We start from the raw sequence: 23,340 nt of genomic DNA on the forward strand, positions 1-23,340 counted from the left end.
CGACTATCCTGGGGCTCGTGCCGAGGAGCAGCAAGGACGACACCGCCGACGACGGCGAGCACGTCGACGGACGCCGCGCACGTGGCGAGAGGCGACGCGCGGAGATCATCGAGGCCACCCTCGCCGTGGTCACCCGCGACGGCGCGGCCGGCGTCACCCATCGCACGGTCGCCAAGCAGGCCGGCACCACGACGTCCCTGAGCACCTACTACTTCGCCACCCTCGACGACCTGCTCGTCGCCGCCCTCACGACCGTCGCCGACGCCTACACCGCCCGCATCCGCGACATCATCGACACCCCCGGCGACAAGCTCAGCGGCCTGGCCCACCTCATCGCCGAGTCCGCCGGCACCGGACGTGAACGCGCCCTGGCCGAACGCGAGCTGGCGACCCTGGCCGCCCGCCGCCCCGCCCTGCGTCCCGTGGCACGACGCTGGCGGCAGAACATCGCCGAACTCGCCACCACACTGACCGACGACCCCGCGGCCATCGCCGCCCTCGTCGCGGCCTCCGACGGCCTGTGCACCGCGATCCTCCTCGACAACGTGCCCGCCGACCCTGACCACATCCAGGCCGTCCTGCAACGAGCCGTCCGCGACTGAGCGTCCAGGAATGCCCTGAAGGGCTTCACGTCATGCGGAGGATGACCTTGCCGGTGGTGCGGCGGGCGGCCAGGGCGGTGAGGGCGGCGGCGGCCTGGTCGAGCGGGTATTCGGCGCCCACCGTGGGGTGGACGCGTCCCGAGGCGGCCAGGGCGAGCAGGTCGTGCAGTGGCTCGGCGGCACGGCTGCCGGGGAGGCGCAGGTGGGCGCCCAGCCAGTAGCCGCCGACGGTGATGTTGCGCTCGCTCAGGATCCCGGGGTCGATGGGGGCGGCGTCGATCCCGCCGGAGGTGCCGTAGGCGATCAGGCGGCCGAAGGGCGCCAGCGCACAGGGGGCTGCCTCGAAGACGGGGCCGCCGACGGCGTCGAGGATCACGTCGGCCAGGGCGCCGTCGTTGGCTTCGCGGACGCGCTCGGCGTAGCCGTCGACGTCGCCGGGGATCGCGGCGTCGGCGCCGAGCCGGCGGACCAGGGCGCGCTTGCCGGGGGTGGAGGCGGTGCCGATGACCCGTCCGGCGCCGAACTCCTTGGCCAGCTGGATCGCCAGGTGGCCGACGCCTCCCGCTGCGGCGTTGACGACGACGGTTTCGCCGGGGCGGACCCGCGCGGCCGTACGCAGCAGGTGCCAGGCGGTCAATCCCTGGACCAGGAGGGCGAGCGCGGCGCCCGCGGAAAGGTCCTCGGGGATCTCGACCGGATCCTGCACCAGCGCCTTGGTGGCGAACGCGCTGCCGGCGAAGGCAAGCATGCGGCGACCGTCCGGGGCCCGGCCGACGACCTCGCCGCCCGGGATGAACGGCAGTTGCGGCGGCAGGTAGGTGCCGCGCAGGCGCTCGGCGTCGGCGAAGTTGAGACCGGCGGCCTCGACGTCAAGGAGGATCTGGCCGGGGCCCGGCGTTGGGTCGGGAAGGTCGGCGGGGGTCAGGACATCGGGTTCGCCGAGGCGTTCTGCAACCATCGCTCTCATGCCGTCAACGCTAGGAGCCGGGCGGTTGCGCAGGTAGCGGGCGGGATTTGTGGATGAGGCGGAATGCATGAAGAGTCTTCATGCATTCCGGCGGCGGTGTCACCCGGGCTAGGGGCTCGGTCGCCAGTAGTGCTCGGGCAGGTCGCCGGTCGGGGCTGGCCGGGGTTCACGCATCGGTCCTTCGGTCGCCGGTTCCACGGCGCGACGGACCGGATCAGGCGAGCAACCGGTCGACCAGCCCGTCGAGGTAGTCAGAGGTGAGCGGCCCGGCGTTGAACAGGACGCGCATGTAGATCGGCGCCAGGAGGTGGTCCAGCACCTCCAGCACGTCGGGCGGGTTCTCGCCGCGGGCGCGGGCGCGGTCGAGCACGGCCTGCAGCTGGCTGGTGCGGTCGGCCAGAAGCTCGTCGCGCGCCTGCAGGCCCTGCTGGCCCTCGCCGGACAGCGCGAGGGTCAGCCGCACCAGCGCCAGGCCGTCGGGGCCGGTGACCTCGCGGGCCACGTTGGCGGCGTGGGTGCGCAGGTCGCCGGCCAGGCTGCCGGTGTCGGGCATCGGCGACTGCGCGTTGAGCCGGGTCAGCAGCACATCGCTGAGCAGGGCCTGGAGGTTGCCCCACCGGCGGTAGAGGCTGGTGTCGGCCACGCCCGCGCGGGCCGCGATGTCGCCGATCGTGAAATGTCCGTAGCCGCGCTCCCTGACCAGCTCGGTCACGGCTTGATGCACTGCCGCGCGGACCCGGGCGCTGCGCCCGCCGGGCCGCTTGGCCCGCCCCTGCTCATCCATGCGTCCCACCTTAACGCAGTTGGGACTTGCGTTAGAGCCTCAGAGGGTCTACGTTAACGCAGTCACCAACTGCTTTTAGGAGAGATGTACGTGAGAGCGTTGCTCACCCTGACCTGCGCAGGCCAGTTCATGGTGCTGCTCGACAACACGATCGTCGGCGCCGCCCTCCCTGACATGCAGCAGCGGCTGCACATAGGGCTGACCGGTCTGCAGTGGATCGTCGATGCCTACGTGCTGCTGGTGGCCATGCTGCTGCTGTCTGGCGGCGTCTTCGCCGACCGGTTCGGCCGCCGGCGGGTGTTCCTGGCCGGGGTGGTGGTGTTCACGGCCGCCTCGGTGGTGTGCGCGCTCGCGCCCTCGATCGGCTGGCTGATCGCCGGACGGGTGCTGCAGGGCGTCGGGGCCGCGGCGCTGAGCCCCGCCTCTTTGGCGCTGCTCACCGCCGCGTATCCCGCCCCGAAGGAGCGCGTCAGGGCGATCGGATTGTGGGCCGGGTTCAGCGGCCTCGGCCTGGCCGCCGGACCGCTGGCGGGCGGGATCCTGGTGGAGTCCTTCGGCTGGCCCGCCATCTTCCTGGTCAACGTGCCCATCGGGGCGGTCCTGCTGCTGGCCGGGCTGCGCGTGCTGGGGGAGTCCCGCAACCCGAGCGCGCCGCCGATCGACGTCCCCGGCACGGTCCTGTCCGCCGCGGGCGTGGGGGCTGTGACGTACGGCCTGATCGAGGGCGGTTCCCGAGGCTGGACCTCGCCGGTGATCCTGGGCAGCTTCGCCGCCGGGCTGGTGCTCCTGGCCGCGTTCGTCGTGGTCGAGGGCCGGGTGGCGACGCCGATGCTGCCGCTGCGGCTGTTCCGTCAGCGGCTGTTCACGGTGTCCAACACGGCGATGGTCGTGGTCGGGTTCGCGCTGATGGGGTCGTCGTTCTTCTTCTCCCAGTTCTTCGTGTACGTCCAGGGCACTTCGATCCTGGTCGCCGGGCTGCAGACGCTGCCTGTTTCGCTGGCCATGGTGATCGTCAGCCCGTACGCGGGCCGGCTCGCGGCCAGGTACGGCTTCCGCGTCGTCACCGGCACCGGCCTGGCGCTGGCCGGGCTGGGGCTGCTGGCGCTGGGCTTCGTCCACGCCGACACCGGCTACGGGAACGTGTGGTGGCGGCTGGCGGTCGTCGGCATCGGGTTCGCTCTCACCATGTCACCGCTGACCGGGGCCGCCATCCAGGCGGTCAGCCCGCAGGAGGGCGGCCTCGCCTCGGGCGTCGCCAGCACCACCCGGCAGATCGGCGCGGTGCTCGGCGTGGCGGTGCTCGGGGCGATCGTGCACACGCGGGAGGTTGGCGGAGCCTCGTTCGAGTCCGGCCTCAACAGCGCCTTCCTCGTGGCGGGTGCCGTGACGCTGGCCTGCGCCGTCTTCACCGGCCTGTGGCTGGCCGCGGCCCGGACGCCGAGCGGCGTCCGGGCGAACAGTCAGGAGGCCGAGCAGTCGGCGAGCGTCCGCTGACGGCTCGTCCCGGCCGTCGACTTCTCCGACAGCGCACCTCGGTAAGGATTGTCAGTGGCGTCTGCGACCGTGTGCCGCGTGGGTGAGCTGGTCGAGCGGGTGGATGAACAGGACCGCGTGCTGGAGGTCGTGGAGCGCGCAGAGGCGGTGCGCCGGCGGTGGATGCATCGGATCGCGGCGACGATCTGCCGCGATCCGACGGGGCGGATCCTCGTGCTGCGCCGGGCCGAGGAGCATGTTCGCTTTCCCGGCCACTATGACGTGCTGGTCGGCGGCGCCGTGGGCGTAGGGGAATCGTATGAGGACGCGGCGGCCCGGGAACTGGTCGAGGAACTGAGCGTCGGCGTTCCGGTCCGTCTTCTGTTCAGGTTCCTGTGCCAGGCGGGGATCAGCCCTGTCTGGTTCGGGGTGCACGAGGCCTTGGTCGCCGAGCCGTTGACTCCGGACCCGTCCGAGATCGCTTGGCATGCCTGGGTCACGGAGCCCGAACTGCGCAAGGTGGTCGATCGAGGGCCTTTCGTCCCAGCCGGACGACAAGCCCTGCACCGATATCTCGGCCACCCGGCTCAGTGACGACAGCCGCTCCCGGGCGGACCCGGGGCGATCACCATGCGCCGCCTGGCGGGCCGGGTCGCAGGGGCGGAGCCGCGGGATCCGGGCTGCGGCGGTTCGCAGCGCCGCTCAACGGCAGACGCCTGGCCAGGTCCAGCCGCACCTCGCCGAAGCATCGACGTGCTGCCCTGACAGCGGGGTCAGGAAATGCTGGTCGGCGGATGTCCGGGGGCTTGAAAGCGCGTTGCAGGCGGTCGGCCGCTCAATGGTGCTCAAGTCCCCATACAACAGGAGGTTCCGATGAACCGCAGCTTGCGCGCCCTGTTCGGCCTGACCGCCACCGCCGCGACCATCGCCCTGACCGTCCCGGCCATGAGCAGCGCCGCGAACGCGTCGCCGGCCTCGCCTTCCGGCCTCGACAACACCAGCCACGCCCGGGATCTCGCACAGGCGCGTTCCTTCCTGTTCACCTACACCTTCAACAACCACCTCAAGGTCGCCGGCGGCAATTTCACCGTCGACCGCCGCGTCTTCGTGACCGTCAAGTTCAACAACGGCGTCACGAAGTTCTCCAGGTGGGTGATCGCCCGCACCCACCCCGTCACCCCCGGCGGCGCCGTCTACGTGGAGACGACCATCGCCGCCCCCTGCTCCGGCAGCAAGAACGGCTACGCGCAGGCTTACGACGAGGCCACCCGCACCTGGTCGGCGCGTCTGCCGGTGACGATCTGCCAGCGCATCGACTGACGTCCGACACCGGCCGCCTCGGTACTGTGGCTTCGCATGACCGACACCGAGATCGAGATCACCGCTGACCTGGTCCGTGACTTGCTGCGGGAGCAACATCCAGACCTTGCCGGGCTGGCCGTCCGGGAGGTGGCGGGGGGTTGGGGCAACCAGATGTGGCGCCTCGGGGACGAGTTGGCCGTGCGCATGCAGCGCATGGACCCCACCCCGGAGCTCCAGCTCAAGGAGCGGCGGTGGCTGCCCGTGCTGGCCCCGCGCCTGCCGCTGCCGGTGCCGACCCCTGTGCGGTTCGGCGAACCGTCCGGGCGGTTCCCCAAGCACTGGACCGTGATGACGTGGGTCGCCGGCGAGCCGCTGGACCACGGCTCGATCAGCAGGGGCGCCCACGCGGCCGACACGCTGGCGGGCTTCCTGCGGGCGCTTCATGTGGAGGCGCCCGCCGAGGCCCCCGCCAGCGCGGACCTCGGCGCTCACCCCCAAAGGTGCACGAGCGGCTTCGAACACTTCTTGCAGGCCGTCGACCCCGGCGCCGTCGGCGATGTCGGCGCCGTCCGTGACGTGTGGGCCGATGCGGTCGCCGCCCCCGAGTGGGCGGGGCCGCCGGTGTGGGTGCACGGCGACCTGCATCCCGCGAACGTGGTCGTCTCGGACGGAACGCTCGCGGGCGTCGTCGACTTCGGTTCCTTGTTCGCCGGCGATCCGGCGTGGGACCTGGCCGCCGCATGGGTGCTGCTCCCCGCGGGCGCGGCCGCACGCTTCTTCGACGCGTACGGACAGGCGGACGAGGCGACGATCCGGCGCGCCCGCGGGCTGGCCGCCTTGAAGAGCCTCTTCCTGCTGCTCATGGGGCAGAACGGAGATCGCGGCCTGCCCGGCGGCAAGCCGCACTGGGGGCCTGCGGGCCGGGCGGCGCTCGATCGTGTGCTGAAGGGCGTGTGAGGCACGCCACGGCCCGCGCCGGGACGGTTCCGTCACCGGAAGGCGTGGACGTTCTCGCGAACCCAGTCGTGGAGGGTCAGCGGAGCCCGGCCGGTGAGCCTTTCGACGGTGTCGAAGACCCTCCGGTCCCAGGCCGCCGATTGGCGCTTGAGCTCCAGCAGCGCCTCCAGACGAGCTGCACGAGGAGGCCGAGTCGATCGCCGACCTGGCAGGACGACTCGGGCTCTGGGTGGCCTTCGGCTCGATCCACCCGCTGACCCCGCCGAACCGGCCGCACAACAGCCTGTACGTGGTCTCCGACCAGGGCCGGCTGGTCACGCGCTATGACAAGCGGTTTTTGTCGAACACCGAGGTGTCGTTCCTGTACGCGCCCGGTTCGTCCCCGGTCGTCTTCGAGATCGACGGCGTCCGGTTCGGGTGCGCACTGTGCATCGAGGCCGAGTTCCCCGAGGTGTTCGCCGAGTACGAGCGCCTGGACGTGGACTGCGTGCTGCTGTCGGTGATGGTCGACGACGCGGCGCGGGCGGTCGTCGCGCAGGCGTACGGAAGGCTGTACGGCTACTGGCTCGGGTACTCCGTCCCGGCGCAGTTCAGCGCGACCGTCCCGTCAGGGGTCGTCGCGCCGGGCGGCCGCTGGCTCGCGCGCTGTCCGGCAGACGGCCGCCCGGCCCTGGCCGTGGCAGATCTCGACCTGGACGCGACGGACGCCGACATCGACGTGTCGGTCCGCCTGGCCCGGCCCTGGCGACGCCTGGCACGCGCCGGACTCTATGACGATCACCTGGTGCCGGAGGATCCCCGCAGCGGGACCCGCACGGCATTCTGACCGTCGTCACGCGCCACCCGGCGACTCGAATGCACAGCTGTCACCGCGACCCGGGGGACGATCTGTCGACGGCGTCGAGAAACCGGGTGCCCCAGTCTCTGAGGTGATCGACGAACTCCGGCGATTCCAGCACCTCGAACTCCGCGCCGATGTTGCCCAGGGCCTGCGTGGGCCAGTCCAGGCTGGTGGAGGTCATCGTGAGCCGGCATCGATCGGGGTCGACCGGTTCGATCTCGCCCCATCGGCCGGCCCTCCGGCGTACCTGTTCCGCCGGTGCGTGAACCAGCGCGACGACGGTCCTGGCGGTGGGGACCTGGGCCGCGGTGCGGACGAACGCGGCGGCGTCCCCGCCGGGCAGCGGCCGTGGCAGGAAGGGGGCGCCGGTGTTGCGTGGCTGGGCCAGCCGGTCGAGGCGGAAGCTGCGCCAGTCGTGCCTGGTCAGGTCGTAGGCCACCAGATACCAGCGGCCCCCGAGCGCGACGAGGCGATGGGGCTCCACTTCGCGTTCGGTGCGCGCGCCGGCGCGTGCGACGTAGTCGAAGCGCAGCCGTTCCTGGTCCCGGCAGGACTGGGCGATCATCGTCAGCACCTCCGCCGGGATCACCGGCCCGGCCGAGGCCGCCGAGACGGTCATCGCGCGCAGCGCGTTCACCCGGGCCCGCAGGCGAGGCGGCAGGACCTGCACCACCTTGGTCAGCGCGCGCACCGCCGCCTCCTCCAGCCCCGCGATGCCGCTCTGCGCCGCGTCTCCCATTCCGACCGCCAGCGCGACCCCTTCTTCGTCGTCGAGCAGCAACGGCGGCAGCACGGCCCCGGGCGCCAGCTGGTAGCCGCCGTCGGTGCCTCGGGAGGCGTGCACGGGATAGCCCAGCTCGCGCAGGCGATCGACATCGCGGCGAAGTGTGCGTTCCGACACGCCGAGCCGCTCGGCCAGATCGGCGCCCGGCCAGTGGCGGTGCGTCTGCAGCAACGACAGCAGGGTGAGGGTGCGGGAACTGGTGTTGGCCATATCGCCATTATCTGTGTACTTCCGGTCAGAAACTGGCCGGAAGCCTTCCTAAAGTGGTCACCATGATCACTCAAGAGGTTCAGTTGACCGCCCAGATCGCCGCCGTCCCGGGCCCCGAGCACTTCACCGTCGCTCCGGCCGAGATCGAGGGGGAGGTCGTGGTCCGTACCGACTATCTGGGGTTGGCCGCCACCTGTCTCGAACTCATGCGCGCCGACTGCCACCTTCCGATCCCGGCCTGGCAGCCCGGCCGGCGGGTGGGCGTCATGGCGATCGGCACCGTGCTGCGCTCGGCGAGCCCTGACCTGCGGGAGGGCGACCTGGTCCAGTCGATGAGCGGCTGGAGCACGCACTCGGCGGGACCGGCGGCCTCCTACGTCAAGCTCGACCCGGACGCCTATCCCGACCCGACCTACCACCTGGCCCAGGGCCCGACCGCCTACCACGGCGTCGCGGACGTGGCCAAGGTCGGCGAGGGCGACGTCGTCTTCGTCTCCGGCGCGGCCGGCGGTGTCGGCTCGCTGGCCGGGCAGATCGCCCGCAACCTGGGCGCCAGGAGGGTGATCGGCAGCGCGGGCAGCCAGGCCAAGGCCGACTACCTCGTGGACGAACTCGGCTTCGACGCCGCCTTCGACTACCACCACGACCCGGTCGCCGCGCTCAAGGAGCTGGCCCCGGAGGGCATCACCGTCTTCTTCGACACCGTCGGCGGCGCGTTGTACGACGCCGCGCTCGAAGTCGCCGCGCCCGGCGCCAGGTTCGCCCTGTGCGGATCGTTGTCCACCCAGCTCGGCGCCGCCGCCGACCGCTTCCCCGAGCCCGACCGCGACGCCGCCCTGGCCAGGGACGTCGAGCTGCTGCCGTTCTCCTGCCACCACACCCCCGACCAGCTCGCCGCCTGGCACCGCCACTTCCGCACAGCGCTCGACCAGGGCCGGTTCGTCTACCCGCGGACCGTCGTCGAGACCGGCATCGACGGCGTCCCCGGCGCGTTCCTGGCCCTGCTGCGCGGCGATTACCGCGGCAACGTCTCGGTGCGGCTGGTATGACCGTCCTGTCCCGCCGGGCGCTCAACCGGGCCCTGCTCCAGCGGCAGTTCCTGCTGGAGCGGGCCGACCTGACGGCCCTGGAGGTGATCGGCCGCCTGGTCGCCATGCAGGCGCAGGAGCCGAACTGGCCCTACGTCGGCCTGTGGGCCCGCATCCGCGACTTCACCCACGCCGACCTCACCGCCCTGCTCGCCCAGGGACGGGTCGTCCGGTCCGGTTTCCTGCGCAGCACGATGCACCTCGCCGCAGCCGACGACTTCCGTCGGCTGCGGCCGGTGCTGCAGCCCGTCCTGAACCGCACCGCCGACTCGGCGCACTTCCGGCGCAACAACGCCGGACTCGACCCCGAAACGCTGGTGGCCGAGGGACGCGCCCTGCTGCGGACCGGGCCGCTGCCCAGGAAGGAGCTCGCCGGGCGCCTCGCGTCCCTCCACCCGGGCCGCGACAGCCGAGTCCTGGCAGGTGAGGTCGAGCTGCGCACCCCGCTCGTCCACGATCCGGCCACCGCGTCCTGGGGCGGGTGGGGGACCCGCTCATCGATCGCCGTCAGCGCCGCGCCGGTCGAGGCCCCGCAGCCCGCCGCGCTCCGCGACCTGGTCCGCCGCTACCTGGCCGCCTTCGGGCCCGCCACCGTGGCGGACGTCCAGGCGTGGTGCGGGCTGACCCGGCTGGACCAGATCGTCTCGGACATGGGCTCGGACCTGCGCCACTGCACCGGCCCCGACGGCCGGCGCCTGTTCGACCTGCCCGATGCCCCGCTCCCCGACCCCGACACCCCCGCGCCGGTGCGGCTGCTGCCCGCCTACGACAACGCCCTCCTGGGCCACGCCGACCGCAGCCGCATCATCGCCGACGCCGACCGCAAGCACGTCACCCCCGGGCAGGCCAGGGTGCTGCCGACCGTGCTCGTCGACGGTTACGTCCGCGGCACCTGGTCCTTCACCGCAGGCGACGTACGACTGACCCCGTTCGGGAGCTTCTCCCGGGACGAACAGCAGGCAGTGGACGACGAGATCAGCCGACTGCTGCCGTTCCTGTCGTGCCGCTGAACGCGACGACCAAGAACGGGCGTCACAGGACGGTCAGGTGGCCGTACCTGGACAGGGTCGCGGCGAGGTCGCCGGAGGTGCCGCGGAGTGTGGCGTCCAGGAAGGCGACGGTGGCGGCCGCGGTGATGCGCGGCCCGGCGGTCCGGCCGAGAGAGCCGATGAGCGCGGGCAGGGGCGGCATGAAGAGCGGCGCGTCGGTGAAGGTGAGGTGCGCCGTGCCGGGGACGGTGAGCCGGTAGCCGGTCGCCGTGCTGAGCTGGAGCACCTGCGTGAGGCGCGGGATGTAGTCCGGCGACTCGCCCGGTTCGACGTCGTGGGTGAGCGCGAGCACGGGCTGGTGGAAGGGGCGCGCGGCGGGGTCGCGGGGGAAGCCGTCCAGGTCGATGACGGCCGCGAAGCGGGGGTCCTGGCGGGCGGCCTGCAGGGCGGCGGCGCCCCCGAGGGAGTGACCGGTCGCCGCGGCGCGGCGGACGTCGAGGCGTCCGCTCAGGAGGCCCGGGATCTCTCCACTGTCCAGGCGGCCGAGCTGGGTGAGGACGAAGCTGAGGTCGGCGGCTCTGACCGCCGTCCATCCGGCCGCGCGTCTGTTGTCCTCCGCCTGGTCGCCGGTGGCCGCGACGCGCGTGCGGACCGTTCGGCCGTCGGCGAGGGTGACGACGGCCGAGTCGTACGGGTGGTCGAGTGCGGCCACGACGTACCCGCGGCCGGCCAGTTCCTCGGCCCAGGCGGTGTTCTGGGTGCGCACACCTCCGAGCCCGGGCGAGAACAGCACCAAGGGGAACCGGCCCCCGCCGGCCACCGGCGCATCGGGCACCGAACGCGTGCGGGCGCGTGCCGGCTCGTCCAGAACGAAGGCGGGAAGGCCCAGGTACTCGGCCTGGCCACGGGCGACGACCTGGGCTTCGCGTGCCGTGCGGCCGAGGTACCGCGCCCGCTCGGCGGCCGGGGGGACGTCCCGCGCGGGATACCAGAGCTGGACGACGATCACCCGCTTGTCATCGGTCCCGGACGTGGCGGCTTCCGCCCGATCAGCGTCGGTCCACTGGACGACGGTGGTGCCGACGGCGTAGGCGCCCGACGGCTCGGGGAACACGGGCAGGGGCAGCGCCCACGCCGCCGTCGCGCCCGCGACGACCAGCGCCAGGCATGCCGCCGACCCGGGCAGCGCCAGCCACCATCGAGCCCGCCGCCCGGCACGCCACCCCAGCAGGGACGGCGCGGCGAACGCCAGCGCGATGCCCCCGCCTGCGAGGACGGGGAGGAGTTGCCAGCGGATCCCGAGCACGGCCAGCACGCCCGCGGACACCACGAGGGCCGCCGCACCGGCCAGGATCGACGGCCGGCGCGCTCCGGACGGCAGCCAGCGGGCCAGCACCAGCACGACGGCGGCTGCCAGGGCCAGGAGTTCCACGAGGGACAGGCCGAACACGGTCACGTTCATGTGATCACGGTGTCGCAATGACCTCGGCCGGACATCGGGCCCGAGGCCGAGAGCCGCATGCGACCCCGGTATGACCGCCGCGACCTGTCTGCGACCGGAGTCGCAAGCGGCCGGGCCGCGGCGATCAGGCGTGCCGGCCGAGGAACGCTGCCCGGTTCTCCTCGGCCCAGGAGGCGAACGTCCGCGCGGGCGTGCCGGTCAGTTCCGCCACCACCGGCGTGAGCTCGATCGGACGGCCGTCGCAGCTCTGCCAGTAGTCCAGCAGGGCGTCCGCGAGGGCCGCGTTCATGTACTGCGCCATTTCGGCCGTCCACTCCTGCCTGGTGACGGGCGTGATCGCGATGTCCCGCCCGGTGACGCGGGAGAGGATCTCGATCTGGTCGGTGAACGTGAGCGACTGGGGTCCGGTCAGTGTGTACGCTCTGCCGCCGAGCGCGGGGTCGGCCAGCACGGCGGCCGCGACCGCCGCGATGTCCGCCTCGTGGATGGCGTCGACGTGCGCGTGCGGGTAGGGCAGGTTGATCGGCGTCCCCGACTTGATGGCCCGTGACCACGCCATCGCGTTGCCGCAGAAGGTGCCGGGCCGCAGGACGGTGCTCGGCACGGGCGAGGCGGCCAGGGCGCGTTCCGGGACGAGATGCGTGGCGGCCAAGGGGTTGCTGTCGGGATCGGGCATGAGCACGGCAGCCGAGGACAGCAGCACGACATGCTCGACCCCGGCCGCCTCGGCCGCCGCGGCGAACTCCTGCGCGTGCGACGGCTCGGCGTACAGGAACACCGAGGTCACGCCTGCGAGCGCACGGTCAAAGGTGGACGGATCGCCCAGGTCGCACCTGACGACGGACGGGTCGGCGGGGGCCTTGGACGCCGGTCGTACAGACAAGCCCCGCTCGCGCAGGAGGCCGATGAGGGCGGTCGCGACGGCGCCGCGAGCGCCGGTGACAAGGGTGGTCATGTCGGTGCAGATCCCTTCGCAGACTCTTCGCGACGTGAGCGCGACGCCTGTCGATAGAATGAAAGCGCGACACAGAAGTTGTGTCACGCAATGATTGCGTGACGAACATTATGAGGAGTACGGAGCCGCACGTGTCAAATCGAGCCGAGATGCTCAAGCGCATCAGCGACGAGAGTCAGCGCCACTACGCGGCCTACACGCTGTTCAATCAGGCCATGGCCGACCGGCTCGGCCTCCATCCCACCGACCTGCAATGCGTGGCCCTGCTCGATCTGGAGCAGGGGCCGATCAGCACCGGCGAGATCGCCCGCCTGGCCGGACTCACCCCCGGCTCGGCCACCCGCCTGGTCGACCGCCTGGACAAGGCGGGTCTCGTCGTGCGGCACGCCGACCCGGCCGACCGCAGGCGCGCCCTGGTCGCCCTGACCCCGGAGGCCCGTGCCCGGATCGGTGCGGCTTGGGACGTTCCCGGCAGGGCGTTCGTCGAGATGCTCGACCACTACGACGACGACGCGCTCGCCCTGATCGCCGACTATCTGGAGCGGGCCGCCTCGGTGGGCCGCGCACAGGCACAGCGCCTCACGACGTCCGCCTAGAGCGTGGTGCGGAGGCGCCCGGGCCGGCCGGTTCGGAGCATGTCCGATCCGTACAAGCCCGATGCCGATCTCGCTGAATATCGTCACGGCTGTGCCCCTCGGCGGGCGCATGAGGACGGCCGGAAATGGACCGTCCAGATCGTTGTGCCCTAGTGAGATCTGGTTGAGACGGAGTGCTCGTGAATATAGGAATCGGCCTGCCGATCGCCGTTCCCGGACGTCCCGCGCGGGAGGTCAAGCAGTGGGCGGAGGACAGCGAGCGCCTCGGCTTCCACTCCCTGGGATCCATCGACCGCCTGGTCTACGACATCCTGGACCCGCTGATCTCTCTCGGCATCGCCGCGGCGGTGACCGAGCGCGTCCAGCTGTTCACCAGCGTGCTGAACGTCGGATGGCGGGGCAACCCGATCCTGTTCGCCAAGCAGCTCGCCACCGTCGAGCTGATCTCGCAGGGCCGGCTCACGGCGGGCCTGGGCATCGGGGGCTGGCCGGACGACTTCGCCCTCAGCGGCGCTCCCGACAAGGGCCACGGCAAGATCTTCGACGACACCCTGACCGAGATGCGCCGCGTCTGGGACGGTGAGGTCACCAGCATCTCCGGCCCGACCCCGCTGCCCGGCGAGGGCCGTCCCAAGCTGCTCATCGGTGGCCTGATCCCCGCCGGCCATGCCCGCGCCGCCCGCTTCGGCGACGGCTGGGTGGCGCCGACGCTGAGCCTGGACCTGCTCGTGAACGGCGTGCAAGGCGTCACCGAGGCATGGGCCGCGGCTGGGCGGCCCGGCAGGCCGCACATCCTCACCGGCCGCTACTTCTGCTGCGGTCCCGAGGCCGTCCAGCTCACCGACGAGTACGTGGCCCACTACTACGGCTCCAAGGAGTCGCCCTACTACGAGTCGGTCCGCGCCGACTCGCTCGACTCCGACGAGCGCCTGCTCAAGGAGCTGATCGCTCTGTTGGACGCGGGCGTCGACGACCTGGTGCTCTACCCGGTCAGCAGTTCCCTGGACCAGGTCCACCTGCTGGCCGAGGCGCTGGAGCGGGTGGGGGTCCGGCGCAACCCGACCTTCGAGTTCACCACGGGCTGACCGGGACCGCGCCCCCTGAATGACGACACGTGAGGACATGCCAGTGATCGAGCAAATCCCGCCGACGGGCGGCCCCGCTCTGACCGCCGGGGCGGTGACGGTACTCGCCGGCAGCGTCAAGGGCCCGGTCTTCCTCCCCGGCGACCCGGGGTACACCGAGGAGGCGGAGGGCTTCGACCGCTCCGTCGTACACCACCCGGCCGTCATCGTCGGCGCCGTCTCCTACACGCTGGGCGGCGGCATCGGCGTGCTGTCCCGCCGCTACGGTTACGCCGCCGATTACGTACGCTCCATCGAGGTCGTCACCGCCGACGGCGAACCGCGCACCGCCTCGCAGGAGGAGAACGCCGACCTGTTCTGGGCGCTGCGCGGCGGCAAGGGCAACTTCGGGGTGGTCACCTCACTTGAGGTGGAACTGGTGGAGGTGTCGCGGATCTACGGCGGCGGCCTGTTCTTCCCGGCCGAGTCGATCCGCGACGTGCTGCACTTCTACCGCACCTGGGTCACCGAGGCGCCCGACGAGCTCAGCTCCTCCTTCCTGATGATGCCCTGGCCCGATGTGCCCGAGGTCCCCGGGGAGTTGCGCGGGCGTTTCGCCCTGCACCTGCGCCTGAGCCACCTCGGCTCGCCACAGGACGGCGCCCGGCTGGTCAAGCCGCTGCGCGAGATCGCCGCGCCGCTGCTCGACACCGTCACCGACCTCCCGTACACCGAGGTCGGCACCATCCACAACGATCCGCCGACGCCCGGCTCGTACCACATCGACAACTTCCAGCTCACCCACCTCGACCACGACGCCGTCGAGGCGATCCTGGCGCTGGTGGGCCCCGGGTCGAACAGCGCGGTCGGCATCGAGATCCGTCATCTCGGCGGCGCCCTCGCCCGGCCGCCGCGCCTGCCGAACGCGGTCGCGCGCACCGCCGCCCAGTTCCAGCTGTACTCCGCCGGTGTCCTCGGCATCGGCGAGGACGAGGCCGTACATGCCGGGCACGACCGGGTCGTCCAGACCCTCGCCCCATGGAACAGCGGGATGCGCACGCTCAACTTCATGGCGGGCGTCGCCCACACCGATCCGGAGGACGTGCGGCAGGCGTTCACACCGGAGGCGTACGAGCGGCTGGTCGCCGTCAAGACGGCCCACGACCCCGGCAACATGTTCCGCTTCAACCACAACATCCCGCCGATGCCTGGCTGAAACAGTCTGTTGAGGTCCTTCAGGAGGCTGCGGCCGAGCCCGCAGTCGGCGAACGGGGGTGCGGCCAACCCGTTCGTCATCGGCCGGGTCAGGACGCAGCGCTTCATGAAGGTCATGGAGGTCATGGTGCGCGGCCGCATCGCCCAGGACGAGGAGACGTCCGCCGCACGCGGCCGACGGACCCTCGCCTGCTGCTGACCGGCGCGCGCCCGCACAGGTCCTGGCGCCGGCCGGGCTGTGGCGCGCAGCCGTCCCAGGTCGGATGCCGGAACGTCCGCGTCCATGGAGGGGGGCAAGATCAGCCGTTCGGCCGAGGGGGTTGTGGACCCGTGGCCGATGTCGGCATGGCCCCGGAACCGCAAAATCGACCGCATGGCACTCGACAAGCCCAGAAGGCCCGCACTCGTGGCCGCCGTAGCCGGGGTGCTCGCCCTCACGGCCTCCCTCGCCTGGACACCCGCCGCCGCCGCGGCACCCGGTACGCCGTACCTCCCGAAGCCGACCGGCCCGCACCGGGTCGGCACGACGTCCCTGCACCTGACCGACGCCGCCCGTCCCGACCCGTGGGTCCCCGCGGTCAGGACGAGGGAGCTCATGGTCTCCCTGTGGTACCCGACGGCGGCGCAGGCCGGACGGCGGGCGCCGTACGTCACCCCCAAGGAGTCGGAGCTGCTCCTGAAGGGATCGGGGATCAAGGAACTGGAGACCATTCCGCCGGACGGGCTGAGCCGCACCCGTACGAACGCCCTCGAAGACGCCGAGCCCTCGGGACGCCGGCGCGGCCTGCCGCTCGTGGTGCTGTCGCCCGGCTTCACCTGGCCGCGCAGTTCCCTCACGGGTCTGGCCGAGGACCTGGCGAGCCGGGGGTTCGTGGTGGCCGGCATCGACCACACCTACGAGAACTTCGCCACCACCTTCCCTGACGGGCGGATCGCCACCTGCGCCGCCTGCGCGAACGTCGACGACGACGACTTCGGCCAGAGGGTGATCAGAAGCCGGGCGATCGACACGCGCTTCGTGCTCGACCGGTTGACCGGGTCGCGGCCCGCGTGGAAGGGCGGCGCCCTGATCGATCCGGCCCGGATCGCGATGGCGGGTCAGTCCATCGGTGGCGCCGCCGTCCCGGAGACCATGCTGCGGGACGCCCGGGTACGGGCGGGGATCAACATGGACGGCAGCCTGTTCCTCCCGATCCCCGACGGCGGACTGGCGCGGCCGTTCATGCTGATGGGCGCCCCCTCGAACGACGGCACCTGGAGACGCGACTGGGAACGCCTGACCGGGTGGAGACGCTGGCTGGTGGTGAAGGGGGCGCTGCACCCGTCGTTCACCGACTACGACATGCTGCTCCAGCAGCTCGGCGTCGACCTCGGCAGCGGCCTGAAGGAGACCCGCTCGCTGGATCTCACCCGCAGGTACGTCGCCGCCTTCGTCGACCTGCACCTGCGCGGCCGGCCGCAACCCCTGCTGAACAAGCCCTCCAAGCGCCATCCCGAGGTCCTGTTCTGCGCACCGCCGGCCGAGAACTGCTGATGTGCACGCCTGCGCTCCGGACCGGCGACAACATCGTGGCCTACGACGTCGAGATCCTTCCCCCTTGGCGGGTTCCCGGCCGTCCCACGACCGATCGCTGGCTGACGGTCCGCGACCTCTACGTGGACATCGTCGTGCCCCCGGCCGGCCCCCGCTACGAGGTCCTGGACCTCGACGAGCTCGCCGACGCGCTGCGGGACGGCGTCATCGACGCCGCCACCACGGTCAGGGTGCTGCGGGACACCCAGCGCTTCATCGACAGGCATCTGCGCAACCTGAACCAGGAGCCGCCGAACTCGTGGCCGGACTTCCCGCCCGCAGCCGTGCTGGACCTGACCGGCCTGCCGCCCTTCGACGTCACACGGGGCTGAACCAAGGCGTCCTCGGCCCCGAAGCGACCGCGCCGCCACGGAGGAACCCCGCCGACCGGCCGGTACGGCCATGGTCTACCGTGATCGCCATGAAGGCGGCTGCTCGGTATCTGTGCTGGTTGGCGTGGGCGCAGAAGGGCCGGGTCGCTTTAGGCGCGACGCTGGGCACCCTGTGGACGGTGGGCCTCACGCTCCCGCCGTACCTGCTGTCGAGGGCGATCGACGACGACCTGGCGCCCGGCTGGGTGCTGGCGCTGCTCGGCGCCGGCCTGGTCAACGCCTGGCTGGCGATGATGCGGCACCGCACGATGACCAAGATCCGGATGGACGCCAACTTCCGCACGGTGCGCGCCCTGGTGGAGCAGATCAACACGCTCGGCGCGGACCTGAACAGGCGCACCTCGGCAGGCGAGGTCGTGACGATCGGCATCGGCGACGTCATCACGATCGCCGCCGCGCTGACGGTGACCGGCCCCGGGGTGGGCGCGGTGATCAGCTACGGGGTGGTGGCGGCGCTGCTGCTGCAGGTCTCCGTGGTGCTGGCCGTGGTGGTGCTGCTCGGCGTGCCGGTGCTGGGGATCGTGCTGGGGCCGCTGCTCGGGCGGTTGATGAAGGTGCAGAACGGCTACCGCGAGAGCCAGGGCAGGCTGACCGCCCGGCTGGTGGACCTGATCGAGGGGCTGCGGGTGCTCAACGCGTTCGGCGGCAAGGGCGCCTACGCCGAGCGTCACCTCGCCGACTCGGCGCGCCTGCGCGAGCAGGGGTATCGGGTGGCGTCGCTGACGAGCTGGATCGGCGCGCTGGGCGTCGGGCTGCCGGCGCTGTTCCTGGCCGCGGTGACCTGGCTCGGCGCCAGGCTGGCCGCCGAAGGCACGATCACGGTGGGCGAGCTGGTCGGCGTGTACGGATACATCGCCATGCTGGTGGTCCCGGTGTCCTTCTTCATCGAGGGCAGCTTCCAGATCACCCACGGCCTGGTCTCCGCCCGGCGGGTCACCCGCTTCCTCGCGCTGCGGCCCGGCGACCGGCCCCGCTCCACCGAACCGGAGATCACGCCGGGCAGCTTCGTGGGGCTGGTCAGCGCCCGTCCCGAGGAGAGCGTGGCGCTGCTGGAGAGCCTCGGCGGGTTCGACGGCACGTCGTTGATCGCCGACCACGACGCCGCGCTGTTCACCGGTACGCTGCGCGAGGTCCTGCAGGGCCGGGGCGAGGCCGACGACGAGACCATCCGTCGCGCGGTCGCCGTCGCCGCCGCCCAGGACGTGGTCGCCGGGCTGCGCCACGGCCTGGACTCCGTGATCGAGCCGGGCGGCCGCAACCTGTCGGGCGGCCAGCGCCAGCGGGTGCGCCTGGCCAGGGCGCTGGTGGCCGATCCCGAGCTGCTGCTCGCGGCGGACCCCACCTCCGCGCTGGACGCGCACACCGAATCCCTGCTCGCCCAGCGCCTTCGTGCGGCGCGCGCCGGCCGCACGACGGTCGTCGCCACCACGTCGCCGCTGCTGCTCGCCCAGGCCGACGAAGTCCTCCTGATCGAGGACGGCCGGGTGGCCGCCACCGGCACCCACCGCGACCTGCTGGAATCAAGCGACGCGTACCGGACGGTGGTGTCGTGACCCGCGACCTCCCCGTCGCCGACCGCAGGCACGTACGGCAGGCGGCCCTGCGCCTGATCCGCCGCGACGTCCCCGGGTTCACCGCCACCCTGCTCCTCAACGGCCTGGCGGCGGCCGCGGCCCTGGTCAGCCCGTGGCTGCTGGGCCGCATCATCGACACCATCTCCGCCGGCGGGACGATCGACCTGCTCGCCGCGGTCGCCGTGGGCGGGGCGCTGCTGCAGCTCGTCCTGTCCCGATACGCCGAGCGGACCGGCACCCGCTTCAGCGAGCGCGTCCAGGAGCACATCCGGCAGGAGTTCCTCGACCGCGTGCTCGCCCTGCCCGCCGCCACCGTCGAGCACGTCCGCACCGGAGACCTGACCGCCCGCGGCACCACGGACGTCAGCGTGGTCGGGTACACCCTGCGCAACGCCGCCCCGGCCGTGCTGATCTCCTCCCTGCAGGCGCTCTTCCTCGTCGCGGCCGTCTTCCTGGTCGACCCGCTGCTGGGAGCCTGCGGCCTGGTCGCGCTCGCCGGCGTCGCGGCCGCCTCCCGCTGGTACCTGCGCCGCGCCCGCGACGCCTACCTGGAGGAGGGCGCCGCCCGCTCGGAACTGGCCGAACACCTGGCCGCGGGCGCCGCCGGCGCCCGCACGATCGAAGCCCTCGGCCTGCAGGACCGGCGCACCCGCGCCGCCGAGCGGGTGATCGAGCGCGGCCGGGTGGCCCAACTGCGCACCCTCTTCCTGCGCGGTGTCCTCTGGCCGTCGGTGGAGGTCTCCGCCCTCCTCCCGCCGGTGCTGGTCCTGCTGCTCGGCGGCATGCTGCTGGACGGCGGCCAGGTCACCCTCGGCGCCGTCGTCTCGTGCGTGCTCTACCTGCGCCAGCTCCAGCAGCCCATCGAGACCGTCCTCATGTGGATGGAACAGCTGCAGAGCAGCGGCGCCGCCTTCGCCCGGATCGAAGGGCTCCGGCCCCCGGCGGCGCAGACCGACGTGGTCGCCCCCGAACCCCAGGACGACCACATCGTGGCGGCCGGCGTGCACTTCGCCTACGAATCGACCGGCGACGTCGTCACCGGCGTGGACCTGACCGTGCGGCCCGGCGAGCGCCTGGCCGTCGTCGGCCCCTCGGGAGCCGGCAAGTCCACGCTCGGCAAGCTGCTGGCCGGCATCGACCGGCCCCGCCTCGGCACGGTCACCGTCGGCTCGGTCCCGGTCGCCGACCTGTCTCCCGCCCAGCTGCGCAAGCACGTCGTGCTGGTCACCCAGGAGCAGCACCTGTTCCTCGGCACCGTCCGCGACAACCTCCGGCTGGCCGACCCCACGGCCGACGACAACCGGATGGAGAAGGCCCTCGCGGCGGTCGGCGCCGACTGGGTGGCCTCGCTGGACGACGAGCTCGGCCCGCATTCCTCCGGCGGCGAACTCGGCCCCGACCGGGTGCAGCAGCTCGCCCTGGCCCGGGTCATCCTGGCCGACCCGCACACCGTCATCCTCGACGAGGCCACCGCCATGCTCGACCCGCGTACGGCCCGGCGCGCCGAACGGTCGCTGGCGGCGGTGCTGGACGGACGCACGGTGATCGCGATCGCGCACCGGCTGCACACGGCACGGGACGCGGATCGGGTGGTGGTGATGGAGGGTGGCCGCGTCGTGGAGGTCGGCGCGCACGACGAGCTGGTCGCGGCCGGCGGGGTCTATCAGGGGTTGTGGAACTCCTGGCACGGCTCGCGCACTTAGCGGGCGGCCTGCCGGGCGTGCCAGCCCTCGTCGACGCTCATCTCGGGCCAGAACTCCCGGTACCGGCCGGAGTGGAAGACGAGCGGCTCGCCCCCGGCCCGCTGGAAGCGTTCCACCGCTCCGACGAGGATGTGATGGTCGCCCCCGTCGTGGACGCGCTCGGTGCGGCAGACGAAGCTGGCCAGCGTCCCGGCGAGGATCGGCAGCGGCGTGCCGAGCAGCTCCACCCCGGCGAACTTGTCGGCCGCGGGGGTGGCGAAGCGGCTGGACAGGTGGCCCTGGTCGGCGGCCAGGACGTTGACGGCGAACCGCCCGGCCCGCAGGAAGAGCGGCGCGCTGGGCGCCCGGTTCGACAGGCACCACAGCAGCAGCGCCGGATCGAGCGAGACCGAGGTGAGGGAGTTGACGGTCACGCCGGCCCGCTCCCCGTCGGCGGTCACCGTCGTGATCACCGCCACCCCGGTCGCGAACTGCCCGAAGGCGTCACGGAGCGATCTCATGCCGTCACCCTGCCCAGATAGGTCTCGGCACGGCCGGCGTCCATGAACCACTCGGCGTAGTCGGCCGGGTCGTCGAAGCCGTTGACGAAGCGGGAGGCGATCTCCGGGCGCTGACCGGCGGCGCCCAGCAGCGCCAGGTGGTGCGGCTCGGCCGGCGCGAGCAGGGCGTTGGTCCAGTTCGTGACGTGCTGGGCCTGCGTCCAGAACAGGTCGAAGGTCTGCCGCATCCAGTCGGCGTCGAACGGCCGGTCGCCGCGTTCCACGATGGCCCGCAGGTAGGTGGCGGCGCACTTGGCGGCGTTGTTGCTGCCCTGCCCGGTGATCGGGTCGTTGAGCACCACGACGTCGGCGACGCCGAGCACCGGCGCGCCGGAGGGCAGCACGGCCACCGGACGCCGGACGGTGGGGGCGAAGCGGCCGGTCAGCACCGCGTTGGCGTCGGTGAGCTCGATGCCGGCGCAGCGCTCGGCCTCCCACGGGAAGAAGGTCTCCAGGATCCGGCGGCTGCGGGCCAGGTGCTCGGCGGGGCCGCGGACGTCGCCCCAGCAGTCCATGGGGCCGTCCGGGACGCCCTCGAACACCATGATCTCGCAGGGGCCGGTGTGCGTGAGCGCGGGGAAGACGAAGTACTCGCCCACGCCGGGCAGCAGGTTGAAGCAGACCGCCGAGTGACCAGGGCGCGGGGCGAGGCCGTTGACGTAGGTGACGGCCAGCGCGCGCTGCGGGGTGGCGTAGGGGGAGCGGGCGGGGTCGCGTTCGAAGAGGGAAGCGATCTGGCCCTTGCCCGCGGCGACCAGGACCAGGTCGTACCGGGCCGCGTAGCTCTCCAGGTCGTCGGGGGTGGCGTCGTGCAGGACGAGCTTGCCGCCGAGCCGCTCGAACTCGCCCAGCCAGGCCGGCATCTTCAGCCGCTGATCGACCGAGCGGGCGGGGACGTCCAGCCGCGCCGCCCAGTCGAGGGCCTTGCCGCCCTCCGGGCTCGGGACCGTGAGCGCGATGCCCTCGATGGGCGGGCAGACGTCGGCCCACCAGTCGAGGCCGAGCTCGCGCTCGTGGGCCTGCGCGGTGCCGAACATGGCCTGGCCGGACATCACCCGGCCGTCGCGGATGGACTCGGGGGTGCGGTTGGAGACCACGGTCACGTCGTAGCCGTGCTGGAGCAGGCCGATGGCCAGGTGGAGACCGGCCTGGCCGGCGCCGACGATGAGGATGTCGCGCATGGTGGTGTCCTTCTGGTGTGGTGTGGAGGATCTGATCGGCGCCTGACAAGAACGGTACGGGCGGCGCGTGCGCGCGTGCCATCCGCTGAGCGCGGATCTCATCCACCTGACGCGGGACCTCTGCGCAACGTCTCCGACGGCGGCTGCCCGTACCTCTCGCGGTACTGGGCGGCGAACCGTCCCTGGTGCAGGAATCCCCATCGGGCGGCCACCGTGGTCACCGTGGCCCTGGCCGGGTCGGCCGTCCTGAGCTCGTCGTGCACGCGCGTCAGCCGCACCTGCCTGAGGTGGGCCATCGGGGAGAGCCCGAGATGCGCGCGGAATCCCTCCTGCAGGGAGCGGCTGCTGACGGCGACGGCGCCGGCGATGTCCGTGGTGCTCAGCGGCAGGTGGGCGTGCCCTTCGATGAACTCCATCGCCCGGCGCACCACCTTCGGCAGCGCGGGCGGCCTGGGAGCGGTCAGCCGGTCCAGGTAGTTGGAGGGCTGCATGGTCAGCAGCAGGGTGATCAGGGCGTTCTCCAGATGGGCGACGGCCAGCGGGTGGCCGGCCAGCCCGTCGTCCCGCTCGGCCTCCCTGACCAGCAGGTCGGCCATGTCGCGCCAGGAGCGGGTCCAGCCGGTCGTCAGGTCCATGCCGAGGTCGAAGACGACCGGGCCGTCCAGCGGCTCGCCGAGCATCTGCTCCAGCGCGCGTTCGATCGCCGTGCGCTCGAACTTGACCAGCAACTGCGGGCAGCCGGCGGCCCAGCGCATGTCGAGGTGCCGGGTCGGCGAGGGCAGCGAGGCCAGGGACGGGGAGGAGACGACCTCCTCGTCTCCGGCGCGGATCAGGCTGCGTCCGGCGAGCGGGATCATGACCAGGAAGAACGTGTCGAGGTCGCCCGGCTCGATGTGCACGTCGGCCCCGTAGTCGAGGTAACTGACGCGGACCGCGCCGAGCTGCACGGAGTTGAACCGGGCCGACAGCAGGTCCGCGTCCCCGGCCAGGTCCAGCCGGTGCGGGCAGAACACCTTGGCGACCTCGCCGCGGACCTCGTCGAGGTCGGAGCTGGCGAAGACGGCACGGTTGCTGAGGAGCACACCAGAT

The 23,340-nt window shown here is 72.3% G+C and carries 24 protein-coding genes; 16 read left to right on the forward strand and 8 right to left on the reverse strand.

Translation table 11 applies throughout. The annotated features are described in order from the left end of the window. Positions 1-17: 17 nt before the first annotated feature. Positions 18-602 (forward strand): TetR/AcrR family transcriptional regulator, encoded by a 585-nt coding sequence (locus ACFYUV_RS31340; protein ID WP_387674488.1) that lies wholly within the window; start codon positions 18-20, stop codon positions 600-602. A gap of 25 nt (positions 603-627) precedes the next feature. Here the strand turns inward: ACFYUV_RS31340 and ACFYUV_RS31345 are convergent, their stop codons facing one another. Further along, on the reverse strand, positions 628-1,569 hold the full coding sequence (locus ACFYUV_RS31345) for a zinc-binding dehydrogenase (protein ID WP_387674490.1): 942 nt from the start codon (positions 1,567-1,569) through the stop codon (positions 628-630). A gap of 214 nt (positions 1,570-1,783) precedes the next feature. Continuing rightward, complete coding sequence (locus ACFYUV_RS31350) at positions 1,784-2,353, reverse strand: TetR/AcrR family transcriptional regulator (RefSeq protein ID WP_387674493.1); 570 nt, start codon at positions 2,351-2,353, stop codon at positions 1,784-1,786. A 90-nt stretch (positions 2,354-2,443) separates the two neighbouring features. Between ACFYUV_RS31350 and ACFYUV_RS31355 the strand changes: the two genes are divergently transcribed. The 5 genes from ACFYUV_RS31355 to ACFYUV_RS31375 all read left to right on the forward strand — a co-directional run bounded on the left by ACFYUV_RS31355 (position 2,444) and on the right by ACFYUV_RS31375 (position 6,911). Beyond that, positions 2,444-3,847: an MFS transporter gene (locus ACFYUV_RS31355; protein ID WP_387674496.1), complete on the forward strand. Its 1,404-nt coding sequence runs from the start codon at positions 2,444-2,446 to the stop codon at positions 3,845-3,847. A gap of 78 nt (positions 3,848-3,925) precedes the next feature. Beyond that, on the forward strand, positions 3,926-4,420 hold the full coding sequence (locus ACFYUV_RS31360) for an NUDIX hydrolase (RefSeq protein WP_387674499.1): 495 nt from the start codon (positions 3,926-3,928) through the stop codon (positions 4,418-4,420). A gap of 279 nt (positions 4,421-4,699) precedes the next feature. Continuing rightward, the gene (locus ACFYUV_RS31365) at positions 4,700-5,146 is read left to right on the forward strand and encodes a hypothetical protein (protein ID WP_387674502.1); all 447 of its coding nucleotides are present in this window, start codon (positions 4,700-4,702) and stop codon (positions 5,144-5,146) included. A 36-nt stretch (positions 5,147-5,182) separates the two neighbouring features. Beyond that, positions 5,183-6,085, forward strand: a complete 903-nt coding sequence (locus ACFYUV_RS31370) for an aminoglycoside phosphotransferase family protein (RefSeq protein ID WP_387674505.1) — start codon at positions 5,183-5,185, stop codon at positions 6,083-6,085. 175 nt (positions 6,086-6,260) lie between these two features. After that, entirely contained in the window at positions 6,261-6,911 is a 651-nt protein-coding gene (locus tag ACFYUV_RS31375; protein WP_387675571.1) for a carbon-nitrogen hydrolase family protein, read from the forward strand. A gap of 40 nt (positions 6,912-6,951) precedes the next feature. Here the strand turns inward: ACFYUV_RS31375 and ACFYUV_RS31380 are convergent, their stop codons facing one another. Continuing rightward, complete coding sequence (locus ACFYUV_RS31380; protein WP_387674507.1) at positions 6,952-7,920, reverse strand: helix-turn-helix transcriptional regulator; 969 nt, start codon at positions 7,918-7,920, stop codon at positions 6,952-6,954. A gap of 62 nt (positions 7,921-7,982) precedes the next feature. Between ACFYUV_RS31380 and ACFYUV_RS31385 the strand changes: the two genes are divergently transcribed. Together ACFYUV_RS31385 and ACFYUV_RS31390 are read left to right on the forward strand one after the other, a co-directional pair. Beyond that, positions 7,983-8,969: a zinc-binding dehydrogenase gene (locus ACFYUV_RS31385; protein WP_387674510.1), complete on the forward strand. Its 987-nt coding sequence runs from the start codon at positions 7,983-7,985 to the stop codon at positions 8,967-8,969. Then, entirely contained in the window at positions 8,966-10,018 is a 1,053-nt protein-coding gene (locus ACFYUV_RS31390) for a winged helix DNA-binding domain-containing protein (RefSeq protein ID WP_387674513.1), read from the forward strand. The genes ACFYUV_RS31385 and ACFYUV_RS31390 overlap by 4 nt, the downstream gene beginning before the upstream one ends. 22 nt (positions 10,019-10,040) lie before the next feature. On the opposite strand, the gene ACFYUV_RS31395 is transcribed toward ACFYUV_RS31390, so the two are convergent. Both ACFYUV_RS31395 and ACFYUV_RS31400 read right to left on the reverse strand, forming a co-directional pair. Beyond that, positions 10,041-11,459, reverse strand: a complete 1,419-nt coding sequence (locus ACFYUV_RS31395; RefSeq protein WP_387674515.1) for an alpha/beta hydrolase family protein — start codon at positions 11,457-11,459, stop codon at positions 10,041-10,043. Between the two features lie 124 nt (positions 11,460-11,583). Continuing rightward, the gene (locus ACFYUV_RS31400; RefSeq protein WP_387674518.1) at positions 11,584-12,414 is read right to left on the reverse strand and encodes an NAD(P)H-binding protein; all 831 of its coding nucleotides are present in this window, start codon (positions 12,412-12,414) and stop codon (positions 11,584-11,586) included. A 131-nt stretch (positions 12,415-12,545) separates the two neighbouring features. On the opposite strand from ACFYUV_RS31400, the gene ACFYUV_RS31405 reads away from it, so the two are divergent. The 8 genes from ACFYUV_RS31405 (at position 12,546) to ACFYUV_RS31440 (ending at position 20,531) form a co-directional block, all read left to right on the forward strand. Then, positions 12,546-13,010, forward strand: a complete 465-nt coding sequence (locus tag ACFYUV_RS31405; RefSeq protein ID WP_358287222.1) for a MarR family transcriptional regulator — start codon at positions 12,546-12,548, stop codon at positions 13,008-13,010. Positions 13,011-13,189: 179 nt separating this feature from the next. Beyond that, the gene (locus ACFYUV_RS31410) at positions 13,190-14,095 is read left to right on the forward strand and encodes an LLM class flavin-dependent oxidoreductase (protein WP_387674521.1); all 906 of its coding nucleotides are present in this window, start codon (positions 13,190-13,192) and stop codon (positions 14,093-14,095) included. A gap of 43 nt (positions 14,096-14,138) precedes the next feature. Then, positions 14,139-15,290, forward strand: a complete 1,152-nt coding sequence (locus ACFYUV_RS31415) for an FAD-binding oxidoreductase (RefSeq protein ID WP_387674523.1) — start codon at positions 14,139-14,141, stop codon at positions 15,288-15,290. 9 nt (positions 15,291-15,299) lie between these two features. Then, a complete protein-coding gene (locus tag ACFYUV_RS31420; RefSeq protein ID WP_387674525.1) occupies positions 15,300-15,488 on the forward strand; it encodes a hypothetical protein in 189 nt (62 codons plus the stop codon). 174 nt (positions 15,489-15,662) lie between these two features. Then, on the forward strand, positions 15,663-16,823 hold the full coding sequence (locus tag ACFYUV_RS31425; RefSeq protein ID WP_387674527.1) for an alpha/beta hydrolase family protein: 1,161 nt from the start codon (positions 15,663-15,665) through the stop codon (positions 16,821-16,823). Further along, entirely contained in the window at positions 16,823-17,194 is a 372-nt protein-coding gene (locus tag ACFYUV_RS31430) for a hypothetical protein (protein WP_387674530.1), read from the forward strand. The genes ACFYUV_RS31425 and ACFYUV_RS31430 overlap by 1 nt, the downstream gene beginning before the upstream one ends. Before the next feature lie 89 nt (positions 17,195-17,283). Continuing rightward, positions 17,284-18,807 (forward strand): ABC transporter transmembrane domain-containing protein, encoded by a 1,524-nt coding sequence (locus ACFYUV_RS31435; RefSeq protein WP_387674533.1) that lies wholly within the window; start codon positions 17,284-17,286, stop codon positions 18,805-18,807. After that, positions 18,804-20,531, forward strand: a complete 1,728-nt coding sequence (locus tag ACFYUV_RS31440; RefSeq protein WP_387674536.1) for an ABC transporter ATP-binding protein — start codon at positions 18,804-18,806, stop codon at positions 20,529-20,531. The genes ACFYUV_RS31435 and ACFYUV_RS31440 overlap by 4 nt, the downstream gene beginning before the upstream one ends. On the opposite strand, the gene ACFYUV_RS31445 is transcribed toward ACFYUV_RS31440, so the two are convergent. The 3 genes from ACFYUV_RS31445 to ACFYUV_RS31455 all read right to left on the reverse strand — a co-directional run bounded on the left by ACFYUV_RS31445 (position 20,528) and on the right by ACFYUV_RS31455 (position 23,333). Then, the gene (locus tag ACFYUV_RS31445; protein ID WP_387674538.1) at positions 20,528-21,031 is read right to left on the reverse strand and encodes a flavin reductase family protein; all 504 of its coding nucleotides are present in this window, start codon (positions 21,029-21,031) and stop codon (positions 20,528-20,530) included. The two genes, ACFYUV_RS31440 and ACFYUV_RS31445, sit on opposite strands and share 4 nt — an antisense overlap. Then, positions 21,028-22,251: a styrene monooxygenase/indole monooxygenase family protein gene (locus ACFYUV_RS31450; protein ID WP_387674541.1), complete on the reverse strand. Its 1,224-nt coding sequence runs from the start codon at positions 22,249-22,251 to the stop codon at positions 21,028-21,030. The genes ACFYUV_RS31445 and ACFYUV_RS31450 overlap by 4 nt, the downstream gene beginning before the upstream one ends. A gap of 98 nt (positions 22,252-22,349) precedes the next feature. Then, positions 22,350-23,333 (reverse strand): AraC family transcriptional regulator, encoded by a 984-nt coding sequence (locus ACFYUV_RS31455; protein ID WP_387674544.1) that lies wholly within the window; start codon positions 23,331-23,333, stop codon positions 22,350-22,352. Between the last annotated feature and the right edge of the window lie 7 nt (positions 23,334-23,340).

This window comes from Nonomuraea sp. NPDC003560, from assembly GCF_042878785.1.
In the GTDB taxonomy this organism is placed as follows: Bacteria; Actinomycetota; Actinomycetes; order Streptosporangiales; family Streptosporangiaceae; genus Nonomuraea.

What these genes read in the sequence shown, in the direction of transcription:
- ACFYUV_RS31445 (WP_387674538.1), bottom strand. Translation starts at nt 21,031, where the DNA reads ATGAGATCGCTCCGTGACGCCTTCGGGCAGTTCGCGACCGGGGTGGCG.
- ACFYUV_RS31400 (WP_387674518.1), bottom strand. Translation starts at nt 12,414, where the DNA reads ATGACCACCCTTGTCACCGGCGCTCGCGGCGCCGTCGCGACCGCCCTC.
- ACFYUV_RS31450 (WP_387674541.1), bottom strand. Translation starts at nt 22,251, where the DNA reads ATGCGCGACATCCTCATCGTCGGCGCCGGCCAGGCCGGTCTCCACCTG.
- ACFYUV_RS31385 (WP_387674510.1), top strand. Translation starts at nt 7,983, where the DNA reads ATGATCACTCAAGAGGTTCAGTTGACCGCCCAGATCGCCGCCGTCCCG.
- ACFYUV_RS31365 (WP_387674502.1), top strand. Translation starts at nt 4,700, where the DNA reads ATGAACCGCAGCTTGCGCGCCCTGTTCGGCCTGACCGCCACCGCCGCG.
- ACFYUV_RS31435 (WP_387674533.1), top strand. Translation starts at nt 17,284, where the DNA reads ATGAAGGCGGCTGCTCGGTATCTGTGCTGGTTGGCGTGGGCGCAGAAG.
- ACFYUV_RS31395 (WP_387674515.1), bottom strand. Translation starts at nt 11,459, where the DNA reads ATGAACGTGACCGTGTTCGGCCTGTCCCTCGTGGAACTCCTGGCCCTG.
- ACFYUV_RS31380 (WP_387674507.1), bottom strand. Translation starts at nt 7,920, where the DNA reads ATGGCCAACACCAGTTCCCGCACCCTCACCCTGCTGTCGTTGCTGCAG.
- ACFYUV_RS31390 (WP_387674513.1), top strand. Translation starts at nt 8,966, where the DNA reads ATGACCGTCCTGTCCCGCCGGGCGCTCAACCGGGCCCTGCTCCAGCGG.
- ACFYUV_RS31370 (WP_387674505.1), top strand. Translation starts at nt 5,183, where the DNA reads ATGACCGACACCGAGATCGAGATCACCGCTGACCTGGTCCGTGACTTG.
- ACFYUV_RS31425 (WP_387674527.1), top strand. Translation starts at nt 15,663, where the DNA reads ATGGCACTCGACAAGCCCAGAAGGCCCGCACTCGTGGCCGCCGTAGCC.
- ACFYUV_RS31430 (WP_387674530.1), top strand. Translation starts at nt 16,823, where the DNA reads ATGTGCACGCCTGCGCTCCGGACCGGCGACAACATCGTGGCCTACGAC.
- ACFYUV_RS31345 (WP_387674490.1), bottom strand. Translation starts at nt 1,569, where the DNA reads ATGAGAGCGATGGTTGCAGAACGCCTCGGCGAACCCGATGTCCTGACC.
- ACFYUV_RS31350 (WP_387674493.1), bottom strand. Translation starts at nt 2,353, where the DNA reads ATGGATGAGCAGGGGCGGGCCAAGCGGCCCGGCGGGCGCAGCGCCCGG.